Consider the following 17387-nt stretch of genomic DNA (forward strand, 5'->3'; position numbering starts at 1 on the left):
TACCTGTTACCTGCCCGCCGTTGCCCGTCAGCGGTCAGCGGTCAGCCGTCAGCGGTCGGCCGTCAGCCCCGCACCCGCCCCGAGACCTCGCCGAAGCCGACCACCACGCCGTCCGGCCCCGGGGCCGTCGCCGTGATGACGACCTCGTCGCCGTCCTCCAGGAAGGTCCGGGTGGTGCCGTCCGGCAGCTTGAGCGGTTCCTCGCCGTTCCAGGTGAGCTCGATCAGCGCGCCGCGGGTGTCCGGCTCCGGCCCGCTGACCGTCCCCGAGGCGAACAGGTCGCCGGTGCGCAGCGAGGCGCCGTTGACGGTCATGTGGGTCAGCTGCTGCTGCGCCGTCCAGTACATGGAGGCGAACGGCGGCCGCGACACCAGGTGCCCGTTCAGCCGGACCTCCATGGCCAGGTCCAGGCCCCACGGCTCGCGGCCGCGGTCGTCCAGGTACGCCAGCGGCTCGACGTCGCGCTCCGGCGGCGTGACCCGGGCGTGCTGGAGGGCGTCCAGCGGCACGATCCACGGCGAGACCGAGGTCGCGAAGGACTTGCCCAGGAAGGGGCCGAGCGGCACGTACTCCCAGGCCTGGATGTCGCGCGCCGACCAGTCGTTGAGCAGGCAGACGCCGAAGACGTGCTCGCGGAAGTCGTCCAGTACCACCGGTCGGCCCAGCTCGGACGGCGTGCCGACGACGAAGCCGACCTCGGCCTCGATGTCCAGCCGCCGGGTCGGCCCGAAGCTGGGCGCGGCGTCGGCGGGCGCCTTGCGCTGCCCGTGCGGACGCAGCACCGGCGTGCCGGAGACCACGACCGTGCCCGCCCGCCCGTGGTAACCGATGGGCAGGTGCTTCCAGTTGGGCGTGAGCGGCTCCGAGCCCGGGCGGAAGATCCGGCCCAGGTTGGTGGCGTGGTGCTCGGAGGCGTAGAAGTCGACGTAGTCCGCGACCTCGAACGGCAGGTGCAGTTCGACCTCGTCGGCCGGCAGCAGGGCCGGGGACAGCGCCTCCCGGAAGGACTCGTCGGTCAGCCAGGTGGTGAGGTCGGCGCGCACCTGCGTCCAGACCGAACGCCCGGCCGCCATCAGCGGGTTGAGCGAGTCCGCGTCCAGGAGGACGGACGGCGCCCCGGCCGCGCGGGCGGCGGCCCCGGCGTCCAGCACGAAGTCCCCGACGCGCACGCCGATTCGGCGCCGCCCGGGCCGGTCGGCCGCGGTGAAGACGCCGTACGGCAGGTTGTGCACGCCGAACGGCGAGTCCTGGGCGCTGGCCAGCCAGCTGCGGGGGGTGCTCAACGGTCCTCCTGGAGGAGTGGACTGGGCGACAGCAGGCCGAGCGCGGCCAGGTCGTCCAGGGGTTCGGCGACGCTGCAGGTGCCGAACGCGGTGAACGAGTTGCGGATCACCGTAACCTGGTGCCCGGTCAGGGCGCGGACGGCCTTGGCCAGCGCCTCGCCGTCGCGTTCGGCCAGCACCTCGGCCGCCGCCGCGCGGTCCGTCTCCTGGGCGGCCAGCAGCACGTTGAGGAAGCCGTGGTGCTCGAAGCCGGTCACCGGGTCGGTGTGCCGGACGGCGTTGTGCAGTCCGGCCGTGCACTTGTACGGCAGGCCGCGGCGGGCGCAGCCGGTGAGGAAGGCGGCCAGTTCGTCCTCGTCCGGGAAGGCCTCCGCCACGACCCCGCCGGTGCGGAACTTGGCCCGGTAGGCGCTGTCGACGAGGGCGTCCAGAGTTTCGTCCAGGCCGTCCCCGCGCAGGAGTTCGCGCGGCAGCTCGACGGCGGCCGGCACGTCCGGCGGCAGCAGCCGGTCCAGTTCGGTCACAGCCTCCTGCACGTCCCGGGTGGCGAGTTCGACGCCCGCGAGCTCGAACGGCGCGGCGGCGGTGAGCGCCGGCCCGAGCTCGGCGCTGCCCCCCGGCAGCACGAGCCCGACCCTGAGCGGCCCGGTGCCCGCCACCGCCGCGGCCAGTTCGCCCAACCGGCCCGCCCCGCACAGGAACGGGCCGACCGCGTCGGCGTACCAGGCCGTGCGGTGGACGCGGTGCGCGGGCACCGCCTCGACGACCGGCAGGTTCCCCGGGGGGAACACCGCCGCGTCGTCGAACAGTCCGCGGAACAGCTCCGGGACCGGCGAGCCGTCGGCGCTCATCGCGCGGGCCCCCGACCCGCCCAGGTCCAGGCGTAGTTGGCGTCCTCGCTGGCCCGCCCGCCCTCGCCGAGCTCCAGCGGGCGGAAGGTGTCCACCATGACGGCCAGTTCGTCGAAGAACTCCGCGCCGATGCTGCGCTCGTAGGCGCCCGGCTGCGGTCCGTGGGTGTGCCCGCCCGGGTGCAGCGAGATCGAGCCCTGGGCGATGCCGGAGCCCTTGCGGGCCGCGTAGTCGCCGCCGCAGTAGAACATCACCTCGTCGCTGTCGACGTTGGCGTGGTAGTACGGCACCGGGATCGACAGCGGGTGGTAGTCCACCTTGCGGGGAACGAAGTTGCAGATCACGAAGTTGTTGCCCTCGAACACCTGGTGGGCCGGCGGCGGCTGGTGGATCCGCCCGGTGATCGGCTCGAAGTCCCGGATGTTGAAGGCGTACGGGTACAGGCAGCCGTCCCAGCCGACCACGTCGAAGGGGTGGTGCGGCACGGTGTAGCGGGTGCCCGAGATCCCGTTCGGGCCGCGGTGCTTGACCAGCACGTCGACGTCGCCGTCGGCGTCGACCACCAGCGGCCCGACCGGTCCGCGGAAGTCCCGCTCGCAGTACGGCGCGTGCTCCAGCAGCTGCCCGTACTTGGAGAGGTAGCGCTTGACCGGGGTGATGTGGCTGTTGGCCTCGATGCAGTAGGCGCGCAGGGGTTCGTCCCCGGTCGGCACCCAGCGGTGGGTGGTGGCACGCGGGATGATCACGTAGTCGCCCTGGCCGACCTCGATCGAACCGAACACCGTCTCGACCGTGCCCGCGCCGGACTCCACGTACACGCACTCGTCGCCGAGCCCGTTGCGGTACAGCTCGCTCGGGGCCCCGGCGGCGACGTACGAGATCCGCACGTCGCCGTTGCCGAGGACGAGCCGGCGGCTGCCGACGACGTCCGCGGACTTCCACTCCTGGTCCGCGAACAGCTCGTGCAGCTTGAGGTGGCGGGGGAGCAGGGGATGGTTGGGCACCGTGGACTGGTCGGGCAGCTCCCACGGCACCGCGTTGACCACCGCCGAGGGGATGCCCCGGTGGTAGAGCAGCGAGGAATCGGAGGAGAATCCCTCCTCACCCATCAACTCCTCGTAGTACAGCCCGCCTTCGGGTGTGCGGTGCTGGGTGTGCCGCTTGGGCGGGATGCTGCCCAGCTGCCGGTAGTACGCCATCTCCGTGCTCCTCCTCGACGCCTCGAACGTCCGTCAGGGCCGCCGTCAATCAGGGTAGGCCGACGCTCACAGGTTGCCGCGACGGTCCTGCTCGCGCTCGATGGACTCGAACAGCGCCTTGAAGTTGCCCTTGCCGAAGCCCAGCGAACCGTGCCGCTCGATGAACTCGTAGAAGACGGTCGGGCGGTCGCCGATCGGCTTGGTGAAGATCTGCAGCAGGTAGCCGTCCTCGTCGCGGTCGACCAGGATGCCGCGCTTCTTCAACTCCTCGATCGGGACCCGCACCTTGCCGATCCGCTCCCGCAGCTCCGGGTCGTCGTAGTAGGCGTCCGGGGTGTTGAGGAACTCGACGCCGCGCGAGCGCAGCACGTCGACGGTGGTGAGGATGTCGTTGGTGGCGAGCGCCATGTGCTGGCAGCCGGGGCCGGTGTAGAACTCCAGGTACTCGTCGATCTGGGACTTCTTCTTGGCGATGGCCGGCTCGTTGAGCGGGAACTTCACCCGGTGGTTGCCGCTGGCGACGACCTTGGACATCAGGGCGGAGTACTCGGTGGCGATGTCGTCGCCGACGAACTCGGCCATGTTCACGAAGCCCATGACCCGGTTGTAGAACTGGACCCACTCGTCCATCCGGCCCAGCTCGACGTTGCCGACGGCGTGGTCGAGGGCCTGGAACAGCCGCTTGGGGGTGCCCTCCGGGCGGGTGACGCTGCTCTTCGCCACGACGTAGCCCGGCAGGTACGGGCCCTGGTAGCGGGAGCGGTCGATCAGGGTGTGGCGGGTCTCGCCGTAGGTGGCGATGGCCGCGCGGCGCACGGTGCCGTTCTCGTCCGAGACGTCGTTCGGCTCCTCCAGGACGGTGGCGCCGCTGGCCCGGGCGTGCTCGATGCACTTGTCGACGTCCGGGACCTCCAGGGCGAGGTCGACCACGCCGTCGCCGTGCCGGCGGTGGTGGTCCAGCAGCGCGCTGTCCGGCTGGACGCCGCCCTTGATCACGAAGCGGCAGGAGCCGGAGCGCAGCACGTAGGCCTTGCGGTCGCGGCGGCCGGTCTCCGGGCCGGAGTAGGCGACCAGCTCCATGCCGAACACGACCTGGTAGAACTGGGCCGTCTGGGTGGCGTTGCCGACCACGAAGACGACCGCGTCCTGGGCGGTGACCGGGAACGGGTCGGAGGCCTGGTCGTGCTCGACGAGGCCGACGAGGCGGCGCAGCTGGTCGGCGTCGAGGCCGGCCTCGCGCTCCTCGGGGGTCAGCTCAAGGGCGTGGGACTGCGGGGTCATCGCTCGTTCCTCCAGTCAGGGCCTCGGCGTTGAGGCTTCCGGGGGTGTTCGGGGGCCTTACGGCCCGCCGGGTCGGATCGCGTGGATCGCGGCCGCACGGCGACGGGTGGGCGGTGCGGTTGCGGAGAGCTTGCTCCTGTCCTGGGGGTTGGGCAACAGGTCGGTTTTTCACTGCTCAATGTGTACAAGCTGGCCAGGAAATCCCGGCTTCGGCTGCGCAAAATGCGCTGCCTCCGGGCGGTCATCGCCCGAATTCTGTGCAGCCGCACCTACCGGCCCTCGGGACCGGGCCCGTCGGCGGGCGGGAGGTGGCGCAGGAACCAGTCCCCGGCCAGCTCAGCGGCCTGGTCGAGGGTGCCGGGCTCCTCGAACAGATGGCTCGCGCGCGGCACCACCACCAGCTCGCCCGCGCCGCCCAGCCGGGCCAGGGCCCGCCGGTTGAGGTCCAGCACGGTGGTGTCCAGCGCGCCGACCACGAGCAGCGTCGGCGCCTCCACCCGGGCCAGCACGTCCGGCCCGGCGAGGTCCGGCCGCCCGCCCCGGGAGACCACGGCGCGTACCGCGGAGCCCAGATCGGCGGCCGTGTACAGCGCGGCGGCCGCGCCGGTGCTGGCACCGAACAGCCCCAGCGGCAGCCCGCGGGCCCCCTCGGTGCGCCCCAGCTCCTCGGCCACGGCGGTCAGCCGCGAACCGAGCAGGGCGACGTCGAACACCTTGCGCCGGTCCGGCTCCTCGGCCTCGGTGAGCAGGTCGAACAGCAGGGTGCCCAGCCCGCGGCGGTTCAGGTGGCGGGCGAGGTGCCGGTTGCGCGGACTGCGCCGGCCGCTGCCGCTGCCGTGCGCGAAGACCACCGCCGCGCGCGCCCCGGCCGGCACGGTCAGCCGACCGGTCAGCCGTACCCCGGCGACGGCCAGCGGCAGCTCGCGGTCGATGCCGGTCGGCGCCCCGGCGAGCGGCTCCCCGACGGGCGGTTCCCCGGCGGGCGGTTCGTGCCGGGCCTCGGCCAGCAGCCGCAGCACCTCGTCGTCGCCGGTCTGCGTGAAGTCGGCGTAGAACTCGCCGATCGCGAAGAACGGCGACGGCGTGTCGACGCAGACCAGCTCGTCGGCGACCTCGGACAGCCGCTCCGTCCAGTCCCGTGGCGCCACCGGGACGGCCAGCACCACCCGCGCCGCCCCGCGTGCCCGGACGATCCGGCAGGCGGCCCGGGCGGTCGAGCCGGTGGCGACGCCGTCGTCCACCACGACCACCGTGCGCCCTCGCAGATCGGCCGCCGGGCGGTCGCCCCGGTAGCGCCGCGCCCGGCGCTCCAACTCGGCGCGCTCACGCCGCTCCACCTGCGCCAGCTGCCCGTCACCCACCCCGGCGAGCCGGATGACCTGCTCGTTCAGCACCCGGACGCCGTCCTCGCCGATCGCCCCCATGCCCAGCTCGGGCTGGTACGGCACGCCCAGCTTGCGGATCACGCAGATGTCCAGCGGCGCACCGAGCGCCGCCGCCACCTCGGCCGCCACCGGTACGCCGCCCCGGGGCAGGGCGACCACCACGGTGCCGGGGCCGGCGAGGTGGCCCAGCCGGCCGGCCAGGCGGCGGCCCGCCTCGGTGCGGTCGGTGAAGGGGGTTCCGGTGACGTGCATTCCACGGCCTCCGGGTTCCACCGTACGCCGGTCCGGTGCACCGGTCCCGGGCGTCCCTCCGGGCGTCGCCCCGGGTCGGGTGGGGCTGTCCGGCGACCGCCTGCCGAGGCCCGGGCGGGGCCCGTACGGGGCTCTGGGTGGGGGCCGGTGGGACAGGGCGGGACCAGGACGGGACCGGGGCGGGACCGGGGCGGCCACGCGCCCGGGACCGCGACGGGCGCCGCCCGGGACTTCGCGGGCACGGGGCCCGGGACGGTACGGCCGCGCGGCCGGGCCCGGGACGGGACGTCACCCCCGTGCGACCGGGACGGCAGGCGGCGGAACGTGGTGCGCAGAGGCGGTCCGCAGAGCCCGCCCAGCACCGAAGGAGCGTCCGACATGCCGGGCACCGTCATCACCGACCTGCGCCGCCGCGGCTCCGCCGTCGACCCCGGACGCCTGCTCGCGGGACCACTGCGCGCCGTCGGCCTGCAGTGGCTCGAACCGGGACGGAGCGCCGAGGTGACCGCCGAGGGCGTCGAGCACGCGCTGTACGTCACCGCGGGCTCCGGCCTCGCCACCCTGCCCGAGGACGTCGTGCACCCCGACCACCCCGAGCGCGCCGACACCGGCCTGCCGCTGGTCGAGGGCACCGCCGTCGTGCTGCCGCTCGGCGCGCGGACCGTCCTGACCGCCGGAACGGCTGGACTGGAGTACTTCCACGCCGTCCTGGCGGTTCCCCCGGCCGCAGAGCCGTTCGCCGAGCCAGCCGCAGAGCCGTTCGCCGAACCGGCCGCCGGAGAAGCCGAGACCTCCGTCGAAGAACCCGAACAGCCCGAACAACCCGAAGAAGGTGACCAGTGGTGATCGTCACCACCGACACCGGCTCCGCGATGGTCCTGATCGGCCCGAACGGGGAGCGGATCCGGATCCGATCACTGGCCCGTCGCGCCATGCTCGCCAGTGCCTGCGAGGCCTTCGACCACCTGCGGCTGAGCCCGGGCGCCCACCACGTCCTGCCCGGGCGGCCCGACGCCGAGACCGTGCTGCACGTGCTGCGCGGTGCCGCCGTCATCGGGCAACTCGCCGGCCAGCCGGACCACTTGGCCTCGGACGGCGACCTGCTGCTGGCCCGCAAGGGCCGCACCCTGCGGATCGAGGCCGGCCCGCTCGGCGCCGAGCTGCTCTGCCTCACCCTGGCCGTGCCCCGCCATCGTGCCCGCACCCGGGCCTCCTTCGCCCGCCGCCGTGCCGAACGCTGCGACCGGCCCTGACCTTCACCGTTCTCCGGGAGTCACTTGTGATCCTCGTCCCCGCTGCCGTCCCGCGCACCGCGCCCGTCTTCCAGCGGCTGATCGACCCCGAGCGCCGCCCGTCCGTCCGTGCCGCGCTGACCGTCGAGACCCTGCCGCCCGGCGTCCGGTTCGAGCAACTCCCTTGCGAGTCGGCCGAATCGGTCACCGTGGTGCTGGCCGGACGGCTGTCCGCGGCCGGCCGGATCCTGTCCCCGGGCGAGGCGCTGCACCACCCGCCCGGCATCGGTCACCGGCTCACCGCCGTCCGTGGCGCACCGACCGCCGTGCTCACCGTCCGACCCGTCCCGCCCGCCGCCAACATCCCCGCCCAGCGCGCCGGTTCGCGACTCCTCGGTCCGGTCCGGTCCGCCCGGCGGATCGCCGTCGACACCCTGCTCCTCGCCCCCGGCGGGCAGCAGCACGGGCCGTACGCCGTGGCAGCGGTGGACGCGTTCCTGGTGGTGCTCTCCGGCGCCGACGCCCGCCTCGTTCTCGATGAACGTGAAGTGCTGCTATTCCCAGGTGACTTGGTCTACCTCCGAGCCGGTGAGCGGTACGTCCTGCGGGCCGGTGGGGGCGGGCCGGTGACCGCCGTGCGCGGCCGGGTCGGCGCGGTTCTGGGACCTGAACAGGACCTCGAACCCATGCAAACGGGGCAGGTCCGTCCGCACAGTGGTGGGCAGAGCGATTGATCGATCGGATCGGCCGCTCGGAAGAATCAGGAGTACCACCTCATGTCCACGAACACCGCGACTGCCTCGACGACTGCGACCAAGGTGATCTGTACGGCCGGAGCGCTGGCGGGCGTGATCGCGGCAGCCCTGGCACTGCGCAAGGCCTGTTCCGGCTCCGTCGCGGAGTCGATCGGGCGTTCCGAGTCGAAGCCCGGCACGGTCACGCCGAAGGATTGCCCGTTCGGATGCGGGCCCGGCCAGTAGTTCACCTCCGCCGCCACCCTCCTCCCTACTGACAACTGACAGCGAACAGCTGACAGATTTCAACATCTGTCAGCTGTTCGCTGTCAGTTGTCAACTGCTACCCGTCAGCTGTCGCCCGCTCGCCCGCCACCGCCGCGCCCGCCGCCCCCCGAGCCCGCTACCGGTTGGCCGCCGCCGAGCGCGGCAGCACCGCCAGCACCTGCGTGCCGTGCTGCTGGGGCAGCGGTCCGACGGTGCAGCGGCCGCCGATCTCCGCCGCCCGGTCGGCCATCGACCGCAGGCCGACCCCGCCGCCCTGCGGTTCTTCGGTGGTCTCCGCCTCCCGGTACCCGACCCCGTCGTCCTGCACGGTCAGGGTCAGCGCCTCGTCGTCCACCCGGAGCGTCACCCGCACGGTCCGGGCCCGGGCGTGCCGCAGCACGTTGTTGAGCGCCTCCGCGGTGATGCGGTAGGCCGCGACCTCCACCGCCGCCGCCAGTTCCGGCAGCGGTTCCGGCGAGACCTCCACCGTCACGGCCAGCCCCGCCCCGCTGAAGTTGTCCGCCAGCTGCCGAACCGCCCGGGCCAGTCCGAGTTCGCCCAGCGGCGCCGGCCCGAGCCGGTCGGTGATCCGGCGGACCTCCTGGATCGCCATCCCCAGCCCCTCGGAGACGGTGTGCAGCGGATCCGCGAGCCCGCCGTCCGCCGTCGAGGCCGCGTTGTCCACCCGCAGTCGCAGGCCGGCCAGGGCCGGCCCGAGCCCGTCGTGGATGTCCCGCCGTAGCCACCGTCGTTCCTCCTCCCGGGCGGCGATGATCTGCTCGCGGCTGGCCAGCAGGTCCTCCTGGAGCTGGAGGGAGGCGACGGCGGGCGAGGCCTGGTCGGCGAGCGAGCGCAGGATGTCGACGTCGGTCGCCGCCAGCCGCTCCTCGCCGGTCCGCAGTCCGACGGTCAACTCGCCGATCGGCAGCCCGTTGTGGACGAGCGCGAAGCCCTGGCTGCGGCCGTTCAGCCGCCCGGCGGTGGCCAGTGTGCGCCGTCCGGCCCGGGTGGCGACGGCCAGCGTGACGCCGGGCAGCTTGAGTTCCTCGGCGACCGTCGCGCACAGCGCCGCCGGCAGCTGCTCCGGGTCGACGACCTGCCGTACCCGCCCCGCGAGCGTGCGCAGCACCTGGTACGGCTGCGCCCGTTCGCCGTAGTACAGCCGGTCCACCACGGCGACGGCCCGTCGCGCCGCCTTCGGCAGGGTGGCGCCGAGTGCGTACACCAGGGCGATCAGCAGCAGGGCGGCCCCACCGCGCCCCGGTAGCAGCGAGTTGGACAGTACGGCGGCGGCCACCACGAACAGTCCGGTGACGCCGGTGCCCAGCAACAGCCCGATCAGGACGCTGCGGGCCGCCCGGTCGAGCCGCCAGCCGTGGTCCCGGATCACCAGGAAGCCGATCGCGACGGCCCAGACCGCCCCCGCCGCGGTGAACAGCCAGTAGCTGAGCCAGTAGTGGTCGGCGCGGTTGCGCATGTAGAAGTCCTGCAGCGCGACCCAGAGCACGTACGCCCCGAGCATGCCCGCCACCCGCAGCCGGTGCCGACGGGTTCCGTCCGCGTCGCGCCCCGGGACGGCCGCCGGCCGCAGCAGCCGGGACAGCAGGACCAGCGTGACGAACCCGAGCACGCACTCGCTGATCAGCAGGTCGTGGCCGCCCAGTCCGTCGACCACGGTCACGGCGAGGTGCGCCGGCGGGCTGTCGGCCAGCGGATTGGTCCGCCCGTAGGTCGTCGGGTGGGCGAGGCCCTGGGCCACCTCGGCGGTCACCCACACGCCGACGGCCCCGATGAACCACCACCATCGCCGCGTCGTCAGCCGTCCGCCCGGCAGCCAGAGCGGCAGCGCGTAGATGAGCGTCGTCCTGACCGCGCTGAGCAGTGTGTCGAAGGCCAGCACGGCGCCGGCGATGCCCGGGTCGCGGACCTCGACCCACAGCGGTGCGGCCGCCACCCGGGGAAGGATGTTGGTGAGCGCGTAGACGAGCATCACCCAGCCGAGCGGACTGCCCGGGCGGTGCGCGTGCAGCAGCATGCCCGCTCCGGCGGTCGGCAGGGCGTAGACCAGGATGGCGAGTTCGTCGCGGGGGTGGGAGACGCCCGGTTCGCCGAGGTGGACGAGCACGTAGCAGATCCACACCGTCGCGGAGACGAAGCAGAGCGCGGTGACGACCGCGGCGGCGGTCAGTTGCCGCTCGGCCCGGGTGCGGTGCGGGGGAGAGGAGACCGTGATCATGGCACCACCTCGGTTCTCGACAGCGGGTGTTCCGCCGGCCGCGACGTGGTCCGCCGGCGCCTCGTCCCCAGGGCGTACGCTCCCAGTTTGGTCGGCCCGGTGTCCCGGTCGCCTGAGGCAGCGGTCACGCATTCCGGGTGGGACGGCCGTGGGCGCCGCCGCCGTGCGGACGACCTCCGGGCATGTCACGGAGAGTCACGTGATGGCCGCTGCTAGTGTCGGCCGGGTGGATGAACACCAGCTGGTCGCACCCTCCGGCCCGGCGGGCGGGGCCGCGCCCGTTCGGGTACTGATCGTCGATGACCATCCCCTCTTCCGCGAGGGGCTCAAGGCGGCGCTGGAGAGTGCCGAGGGCGTCACCGTGGTGGCCGAGGCCGAGCGGGTCGCCGACGTCCCGGACGCGGTCGCCCGGCACAGCCCGAACGTGGTGATCATGGACCTGTCCCTGCCCGACGGCTCCGGACTGGAGGCCGTCCGCCGGCTCTCCACCCAGGACCAGTCCCCGCCGGTGCTGATGCTGACCATGTCGGACGACGACGGCAACCTGCTCGCCGCGCTCCAGGCGGGCGCCCGCGGCTACCTGGTCAAGGGCGCGGGGCGCGAGGAGGTGCTGCACGCCGTCCGGACGGTCGCCGCGGGCGGCGCGGTGTTCGGCGGCGAGGTCGCCGGGCGGATCACCGCCCTCCTGGCCGGGGCGAAGATGCGTGAGGCCGGGCAGCTCTTCCCCGACCTCACCGCCCGCGAGGCCGAGGTGCTGGACCTGGTCGCGCGCGGACACGACAACCGGCGGATCGCCCGGGAGCTGGTGGTCGCGGAGAAGACCGTCCGCAACCACGTGACCCACATCTTCGAGAAGCTGCACGTCGCCACCCGCGCGGAGGCGGTCGCCCGGGCCCGCGACATGGGCCTCGGCGACAGCTGAACCCGCCGCCCCGGCGCGGGGGAGCTCCACGGGCCGGAGGGGGCTCCGGAAGTGTCCGGGGGCGCCGGTCCGCCGACCGGCACCCCCGGAGTCGTACTGGTCCGGCCGGACCTACGGCTGCGTCACGGCTGCATCTCGTACGCGCCCGAGAGCGCCTCGACCCGCGCCCACACCTTCGCGGCGCGCTCGGCGTCCGCCACCGGGCGGCGCACGTTGGCCAGCGCCCAGGCGGCCTGCTCCTCGGTGGCGGAGGCCTTGCCGTGCAGCTCGGTCGCGTGCGCGGAGAAGTCGCGGACCAGCGCGTCGAAAACCTGGTCCAGGACGTCGGCGTCGAGGCCGGTCAGCTCGGCCTGCTCCAGCACCAGCTGGCCGTAGACGATCAGCGCGAACAGCTGGCCGATCTCCAGCAGGAAGTCCAGGTCGGCCTGCTGCTCCTTGCTCGGCGCGTGCTTGAGCAGCAGCTCGCAGAAGCCGTCGGCCTGCTCGCGGAAACGGGCGACGTTCGGCAGCTGGGCGTGCCGGTCGTAGGCGGCGCGCCAGTCGTGGAAGCGGATCGCGCCGAGGCCGCGGGCCGGGCCCTGGTGGAACAGGAAGGCGTCGTCCGCGGCGTCCAGCCGGGTCGGCACCGGCGCGTACTCGGCGGGCGCGAACAGGTAGTTGCCCATGAACTTGAGGATCAGCGCCAGGTTGACGTGGACCGTGCCCTCCAGCTTCGGCAGGCCGCGGATGTCCTTGGCGGCCTTGTCGAAGTAGGTGTCCGCCTCGAAGCCCTTGGCCGCGATGACGTCCCACATCAGGTCGATGACCTTCTCGCCCTCGGTGGTGACCTTCATCTTGGTCATCGGGTTGAAGAGCAGGTAGCGGCGGTCCTCGGCGGAGGCGGTGCGGAAGTAGTCCACGGCCCGCGCGCTGAACAGCTTCATCGCCACCAGGCGGGCGTACGCGTCGGTCAACTCCCGGCGCACGTGCGGGAAGTCGGTGACCTTGCGGCCGTACAGCACCCGGTTCTGGGCGTGCGTGACGGCCTCGTACATCGCGTGCTCGCAGATGCCGACCGAGGCGGTGCAGAGGTTGAACTTGCCGACGTTGACGGTGTTCAGCGCGGCGTCGAAGGCGGCCTGCCCGGTGTGCAGCACGTCCTCGGCCCGGACCGGGTAGTCCTCCAGGCGGAACTCGCTGACGTACATCTGCGCGTTCACCACGTTCTTGACCAGGTGGTACGCGTCGTGGCGACTGTCGGCGGCGAAGAAGACGTAGCCCTCGGGGCCCTCGACGTCCGAGCGGCGGCCGAACACCGAGACCAGGCCGGCCACGTTGCCGTTGCCGATGTAGTACTTGGGGCCGGTCGCGGTGAAGCCGCCCTCGCCGTCCGGGGTGAGGACCATGTCGGTGGAGTAGATGTCGGCGCCGTGGGTGCGCTCGGACAGGCCGAAGGCCATCACGTGGCCCTCGGCGAGGAGCTTGGCGGCGCGGGCCCGGACGGCCTCGTTCTCGCTCTGCCAGACCGGGCCGAGGCCCAGGATGGTGACCTGCCAGGTGTACCAGTAGCCGAGGCCGTAGAAGCCGAGGATCTCGTTCAGCTCGGCGATCCGCGCGGTGTCCCAGCGCTTGTCGGCATCGGCCGCGGACGGGGTCAGGAACTCCGCGAACAGGCCTTCCTGAGCGGCGAATTCGAGGAAGTCGCCGTACCAGGCGCGGTCGATGTAGGTGTCGATGAGCGCCTTCTTGCCGCGGGACTCGAACCAGTCGACGGTCGCGCGCAGCAGCCGGCGGGTCGGCTCGTCGAACTGTGCGGGGTCGTAGGTGCGCGGGTTGAAGAGCATCGGGGGCTCCCAGGGTGTCGAGGGTGTGAGGACTCGGCGGGGCGGGGTGCGGCGGGGCGGAGGGCCGGGGCGGGCGGGCGGGCGAGCGGATGGCGGCGAACAGAGTTCAGATGACAGATTTCAGCGAACAGATTTCAGATTTCAAACTCTGTCATCTGTTATCCGTGATCTGTTATCCGTCGTCTGTCGTCCGTCTCCGCCGCCGGTCGTCCGTCCGCCGTCATTCGTCCGCTCTTCCCCGTCCGTCCTCCGCGAGCCGGCGCAGGGTGGCGAGCACGTCGTCCAGCCAGGCGAGGGTCATCCGTTCGAACTCGATGCCGCCGCGCAGCACGACGTGCTGGAGCTCCTGCCGGCTGTCCAGCGCGGTGAGGTCGGGGAAGTCCCGCTGCTCGCCGTGCAGGTAGCGGGCGAGGAGGGCGGCGTGGCTCTCGCGGTGCCGCTCGACCTCGGAGATCAGCGCGGCCGGGTCGTCGAAGGCGGCGGCCCGGATCTTGACCGCGAGCTCGTGCCGCACGGTCTCCGGTTCGACCGGTTCGCGCAGCCAGTCGGCCAGCGCGGCCCGTCCGGGACCGGCCGCCGAGTAGACCTTCTTGTCCGGGCGGGCGTCCTGCGCGACCTCCTCGGCGGCGACCCAGCCGTCCGCCTCCATCCGCCGCAGCACCCGGTAGATCTGCTGGTGGGTGGCGGTCCAGAAGCGTCCGATGGAGCGGTCGAAGCGCCGGGCCAGTTCGTACCCGGAACCGGGCTGCTCCAGCAGCGAGACGAGGATCGCGTGCTCCAGTGCCATGCCCCGCATCCTGCTATGCAACGAGTTGCATAGGCAATGGGCCCTCGGAGTGTTGAGACGCAGGTCACCGGCGTGATCAGATGGTTATCGGTCATTCCGGACTATCAGGTGCAAAACCTTGGAGAAGCGCCAGAATAGGTACGGGGCTTGCCCCTTTTCATGGTCCGAACCACAGGAGGTGGTATCGGTGGCAACCCATATGCCGACAGGCATGGAGCACCACCCGGACATCGTCGAACTCCGGGAACACTACGAGCGGGTCACCTCGACCCCCCGCGCCCAGGGCGTCGAAGCCCTGGCCGTCCTGGCCGGCCTGTTCCTCGCGGCATCGCCGTGGATCGTCGGCTTCACCGCGTTCAGCACCCTGACCGTGACCTGCCTGATCGTCGGGCTGGCCTACACGGCCCTGATGGCCGGCTACGGCTCGGCCTACGAGCGCACCCACGCGAGGGCCTGGGCCGCCGCCGCGCTCGGCATCTGGACGATCATCTCTCCCTGGGCCGTCTCCGGGTCCGTCGCGCACGGCAAGAACATCGTCACCTGCGTCATCGTCGGTGCCGTGATGTTCCTGCTCGGACTCGCGGCGATCTCGATGGCCACGATCACGTCGAACGGAGCATCGATGCGGCTCGGCCGGGCCGGCCGCGCCAAGGGCTGACCTTCCCCGCAGCCCGCGTCCGGGGCACGGAGGGCACTCGTGCCCGCCGCGCCCCGGCGCACCGACTGCACCCGGCGCACCGACCGGTTACGGGTGCGTCATCCGCAGCACGTCCAGCGCCCGGTCCAGTTCCTCCTCGGTGAGCGCGCCCCGCTCCACGTACCCGCGTTCCAGCACCACCTGGCGGATGGTCTTCCGTTCGGCCAGCGCCTGCTTGGCGACCTTCGCCGCCTCCTCGTAGCCGATGTACCGGTTCAGCGGCGTCACCACCGAGGGCGAGGACTCCGCGTACTCGCGGGCCCGCTCGACGTTCGCGGTGATGCCGTCCACCGTCCGGTCCGCCAGCAGCCGGGCGCTGTTGGCCAGCAGCCGCACCGACTCCAGCACGTTGCGGGCGATCACCGGGAGCATCACGTTCAGCTCGAAGTTGCCGCTCGCGCCGGCCAGCGTCACCGTCGCGTCGTTGCCCACCACCTGGGCGGCGACCATCAGCACCACCTCGGGCAGCACCGGGTTCACCTTGCCCGGCATGATGGACGAACCGGGCTGCAGGTCCGGCAGGTTGATCTCGCCCAGGCCGGTGCGCGGACCGGAGCCCATCCACCGCAGGTCGTTCGCGATCTTCGTGAACCCGACCGCCACCGTGCGCAGTTGGCCGCTGAGCTCGACCAGCGCGTCCCGCGCGCCCTGCGCCTCGAAGTGGTCGCGGGCCTCGGTCAGCGGCAGCCCGGTGGCCCGGGCGACCTCCTCGATCACGGCCGCCGGGAACCCGGGCGGGGTGTTGATGCCGGTGCCCACCGCCGTTCCGCCGAGCGGCAGTTCGGCGACCCGGGGGAGGGTTGCCAGCAGCCGCTCCCGCCCGTGCCGCACCTGGGCCGCGTAGCCGCCGAACTCCTGGCCGAGGGTGACGGGCGTGGCGTCCATCAGATGCGTGCGGCCGGACTTGACCACCTGCGTGAACTCGACCGACTTGCGCTCCAGCGCCTCTGCCAGGTGCTCCAGCGCCGGGATCAGGTCGTGGGTGACGGCGGCGGTGGCGGCGATGTGGATCGAGGACGGGAACACGTCGTTGGACGACTGGCTGGCGTTCACCTGGTCGTTCGGGTGCACCGGCCGCCCCAGCCGTTCACCGGCCAGGGTGGCGATCACCTCGTTGGCGTTCATGTTGGACGAGGTGCCCGAACCGGTCTGGAACACGTCCACCGGGAACTCGTCGTCCCAGCGGCCCTCCGCGACCTCCTCGGCGGCCGCCGCGATCGCCCCGGCCGTCTCCTCGTCCAGGACCCCGAGCCGGGCGTTCACCCGCGCCGCGGCCGCCTTGACCCGGGCCAGCGCGGCGATGTGCGCGCGCTCCAGCCGTTGGCCGGACACCGGGAAGTTCTCCACCGCCCGCTGCGTCTGCGCCTGCCACTTCGCGGCGGCCGGCACCCGCACCTCGCCCATCGAGTCGTGCTCGATCCGGTACTCCTGCGGCTTCTCCCGCTCGTCACCCATCGCGCGCTGCACCTCCTGTACGGGCCGGTCCGGCCCGGTCACGGGACTTCCGATCACCACAGCCGCTCGCGGGCCCCGGGTATTTCCACCCGCGGCCGTTGATCCGATCCGCCGATCCGCGGGTCCGTCTCGCAGGCCCAGGCCCAGGCTCAGGCACAGACGCAGGCGCACACGCAGACCGCAGCGGGCGACGAGGTCCCCGGCTACCGGCGGGACAGCTCGGCGCGCAGCAGCCCGCCCGGTTCGGCGCCGAGCTGTCCGACGACCGAGCCGTCCGGGGCCCACACGCCGGAGCGGCCCGAAGTCTCCGGGAACTCACCGCTGGCCCCGGCACTGGTGGACAGTACGCCCCAGACCCCGTGCGCGCCGGTCCGCGCCCGCAGGTGCCCGGACAGCCGCTCGGCCTGCGCGGGGCCGGGGCCGTACAGGGTGGAGGCGACGTAGGCGTCGATGCCGAGGGCGGCGGTCTCCTCGGCGTGGGCCGGGTCGGCGGCGTCGGCGCACACCGCCAGGCCGAGCCGCAGGCCGTCCAGCTCCAGCACGACGGGCTTCTCGCCGGGGCTGAACCGGTCGAGCTCCGGCCCGTGCAGGCGCATCTTGCGGTAGACGACCGTGGCACCCCCGCCGGTGACCGCCAGGGTGGCGATGGACTCGCGCCCGTCGGCCTCCGCGATCGGCGCGCCGACCAGCGCCAGGGCACCGGTGGCGCCGCAGGCCTCGACCAGCGGGGCGAGCCGGGTGTCCGCCGGGTCGACGGCGGGGGCGGTCAGGTCGTAGCCGGTCAGGGACAGCTCGGGGAACACCACCAGTCGCGTCCCCGCCTCCCGGACGGCCGCGGCGTGCCGTTCGGCGTTGACGGCCAGGGTGTCCGGACGGCCGGGGGCGGCGCAGACGGGCTGGGCGACGGTGACCGTGACGGCGGGCGGGACGGCGGGGGCGGCGGGCGTGGTGACGGCGTCGGCCGACGGCGCGGACGAGGGCAC

The 17387-nt window shown here is 73.0% G+C and carries 16 protein-coding genes; 6 read left to right on the top strand and 10 right to left on the bottom strand.

The window, feature by feature from the left end; translation table 11 throughout:
• Positions 1–62: 62 nt before the first annotated feature.
• The 5 genes from fahA to ACZ58X_RS03890 all read right to left on the bottom strand — a co-directional run bounded on the left by fahA (position 63) and on the right by ACZ58X_RS03890 (position 6251).
• Positions 63–1283, bottom strand: a complete 1221-nt coding sequence (fahA, locus tag ACZ58X_RS03870; RefSeq protein WP_470332080.1) for a fumarylacetoacetase — start codon at positions 1281–1283, stop codon at positions 63–65.
• Positions 1280–2134, bottom strand: coding sequence for a hypothetical protein (locus tag ACZ58X_RS03875; RefSeq protein ID WP_470332081.1), 855 nt, complete (start codon positions 2132–2134; stop codon positions 1280–1282). Before ACZ58X_RS03875 ends, fahA begins: the two co-directional genes overlap by 4 nt.
• Complete coding sequence (locus tag ACZ58X_RS03880; RefSeq protein ID WP_470332082.1) at positions 2131–3333, bottom strand: cupin domain-containing protein; 1203 nt, start codon at positions 3331–3333, stop codon at positions 2131–2133. The genes ACZ58X_RS03875 and ACZ58X_RS03880 overlap by 4 nt, the downstream gene beginning before the upstream one ends.
• Before the next feature lie 66 nt (positions 3334–3399).
• Positions 3400–4614, bottom strand: coding sequence for a 4-hydroxyphenylpyruvate dioxygenase (gene hppD / locus ACZ58X_RS03885; protein ID WP_375890714.1), 1215 nt, complete (start codon positions 4612–4614; stop codon positions 3400–3402).
• A 269-nt stretch (positions 4615–4883) separates the two neighbouring features.
• Positions 4884–6251 carry a phosphoribosyltransferase family protein gene (locus ACZ58X_RS03890; RefSeq protein ID WP_470332083.1) on the bottom strand — a complete coding sequence of 456 codons (1368 nt, stop codon included), beginning with the start codon at positions 6249–6251 and terminating at the stop codon, positions 4884–4886.
• Positions 6252–6629: 378 nt separating this feature from the next.
• Here ACZ58X_RS03890 and ACZ58X_RS03895 point away from each other — a divergent pair, with 378 nt between their 5' ends.
• From ACZ58X_RS03895 to ACZ58X_RS03910, 4 genes are read left to right on the top strand one after another with little or no spacing between them, the layout of a single operon-like run.
• Positions 6630–7097, top strand: a complete 468-nt coding sequence (locus ACZ58X_RS03895; protein ID WP_470332084.1) for a hypothetical protein — start codon at positions 6630–6632, stop codon at positions 7095–7097.
• The gene (locus ACZ58X_RS03900) at positions 7094–7504 is read left to right on the top strand and encodes a hypothetical protein (RefSeq protein WP_470332085.1); all 411 of its coding nucleotides are present in this window, start codon (positions 7094–7096) and stop codon (positions 7502–7504) included. The genes ACZ58X_RS03895 and ACZ58X_RS03900 overlap by 4 nt, the downstream gene beginning before the upstream one ends.
• Positions 7505–7530: 26 nt before the next feature.
• Entirely contained in the window at positions 7531–8217 is a 687-nt protein-coding gene (locus ACZ58X_RS03905; protein WP_470332086.1) for a hypothetical protein, read from the top strand.
• 42 nt (positions 8218–8259) lie between these two features.
• Positions 8260–8463, top strand: coding sequence for a hypothetical protein (locus ACZ58X_RS03910; protein WP_470332087.1), 204 nt, complete (start codon positions 8260–8262; stop codon positions 8461–8463).
• A 157-nt stretch (positions 8464–8620) separates the two neighbouring features.
• Here the strand turns inward: ACZ58X_RS03910 and ACZ58X_RS03915 are convergent, their stop codons facing one another.
• Positions 8621–10720, bottom strand: coding sequence for a sensor histidine kinase (locus ACZ58X_RS03915; protein WP_470332088.1), 2100 nt, complete (start codon positions 10718–10720; stop codon positions 8621–8623).
• Positions 10721–10946: 226 nt separating this feature from the next.
• Here ACZ58X_RS03915 and ACZ58X_RS03920 point away from each other — a divergent pair, with 226 nt between their 5' ends.
• Positions 10947–11642, top strand: a complete 696-nt coding sequence (locus tag ACZ58X_RS03920) for a response regulator (RefSeq protein ID WP_470332089.1) — start codon at positions 10947–10949, stop codon at positions 11640–11642.
• A 122-nt stretch (positions 11643–11764) separates the two neighbouring features.
• Here the strand turns inward: ACZ58X_RS03920 and ACZ58X_RS03925 are convergent, their stop codons facing one another.
• Both ACZ58X_RS03925 and ACZ58X_RS03930 read right to left on the bottom strand, forming a co-directional pair.
• Positions 11765–13465: an acyl-CoA dehydrogenase family protein gene (locus ACZ58X_RS03925; RefSeq protein WP_470332090.1), complete on the bottom strand. Its 1701-nt coding sequence runs from the start codon at positions 13463–13465 to the stop codon at positions 11765–11767.
• 220 nt (positions 13466–13685) lie between these two features.
• Positions 13686–14252, bottom strand: a complete 567-nt coding sequence (locus ACZ58X_RS03930) for a PadR family transcriptional regulator (RefSeq protein WP_470332091.1) — start codon at positions 14250–14252, stop codon at positions 13686–13688.
• 211 nt (positions 14253–14463) lie between these two features.
• Between ACZ58X_RS03930 and ACZ58X_RS03935 the strand changes: the two genes are divergently transcribed.
• Positions 14464–14910, top strand: coding sequence for an SPW repeat protein (locus ACZ58X_RS03935; RefSeq protein WP_470332092.1), 447 nt, complete (start codon positions 14464–14466; stop codon positions 14908–14910).
• An 87-nt stretch (positions 14911–14997) separates the two neighbouring features.
• Here ACZ58X_RS03935 and ACZ58X_RS03940 read toward each other — a convergent pair whose 3' ends face one another.
• Both ACZ58X_RS03940 and ACZ58X_RS03945 read right to left on the bottom strand, forming a co-directional pair.
• The gene (locus tag ACZ58X_RS03940; protein ID WP_470332093.1) at positions 14998–16404 is read right to left on the bottom strand and encodes a class II fumarate hydratase; all 1407 of its coding nucleotides are present in this window, start codon (positions 16402–16404) and stop codon (positions 14998–15000) included.
• Positions 16405–16607: 203 nt separating this feature from the next.
• Positions 16608–17387, bottom strand: coding sequence for a carbon-nitrogen hydrolase family protein (locus ACZ58X_RS03945; RefSeq protein ID WP_470332094.1), 780 nt, complete (start codon positions 17385–17387; stop codon positions 16608–16610).

This window comes from Kitasatospora sp. NPDC040550 (genome assembly GCF_055594965.1).

What these genes read in the sequence shown, in the direction of transcription:
- ACZ58X_RS03875 (WP_470332081.1), bottom strand. Translation starts at nt 2,134, where the DNA reads ATGAGCGCCGACGGCTCGCCGGTCCCGGAGCTGTTCCGCGGACTGTTC.
- ACZ58X_RS03880 (WP_470332082.1), bottom strand. Translation starts at nt 3,333, where the DNA reads ATGGCGTACTACCGGCAGCTGGGCAGCATCCCGCCCAAGCGGCACACC.
- hppD (WP_375890714.1), bottom strand. Translation starts at nt 4,614, where the DNA reads ATGACCCCGCAGTCCCACGCCCTTGAGCTGACCCCCGAGGAGCGCGAG.
- ACZ58X_RS03890 (WP_470332083.1), bottom strand. Translation starts at nt 6,251, where the DNA reads ATGCACGTCACCGGAACCCCCTTCACCGACCGCACCGAGGCGGGCCGC.
- ACZ58X_RS03895 (WP_470332084.1), top strand. Translation starts at nt 6,630, where the DNA reads ATGCCGGGCACCGTCATCACCGACCTGCGCCGCCGCGGCTCCGCCGTC.
- ACZ58X_RS03910 (WP_470332087.1), top strand. Translation starts at nt 8,260, where the DNA reads ATGTCCACGAACACCGCGACTGCCTCGACGACTGCGACCAAGGTGATC.
- ACZ58X_RS03915 (WP_470332088.1), bottom strand. Translation starts at nt 10,720, where the DNA reads ATGATCACGGTCTCCTCTCCCCCGCACCGCACCCGGGCCGAGCGGCAA.
- ACZ58X_RS03925 (WP_470332090.1), bottom strand. Translation starts at nt 13,465, where the DNA reads ATGCTCTTCAACCCGCGCACCTACGACCCCGCACAGTTCGACGAGCCG.
- ACZ58X_RS03930 (WP_470332091.1), bottom strand. Translation starts at nt 14,252, where the DNA reads ATGGCACTGGAGCACGCGATCCTCGTCTCGCTGCTGGAGCAGCCCGGT.
- ACZ58X_RS03935 (WP_470332092.1), top strand. Translation starts at nt 14,464, where the DNA reads ATGGAGCACCACCCGGACATCGTCGAACTCCGGGAACACTACGAGCGG.
- ACZ58X_RS03940 (WP_470332093.1), bottom strand. Translation starts at nt 16,404, where the DNA reads ATGGGTGACGAGCGGGAGAAGCCGCAGGAGTACCGGATCGAGCACGAC.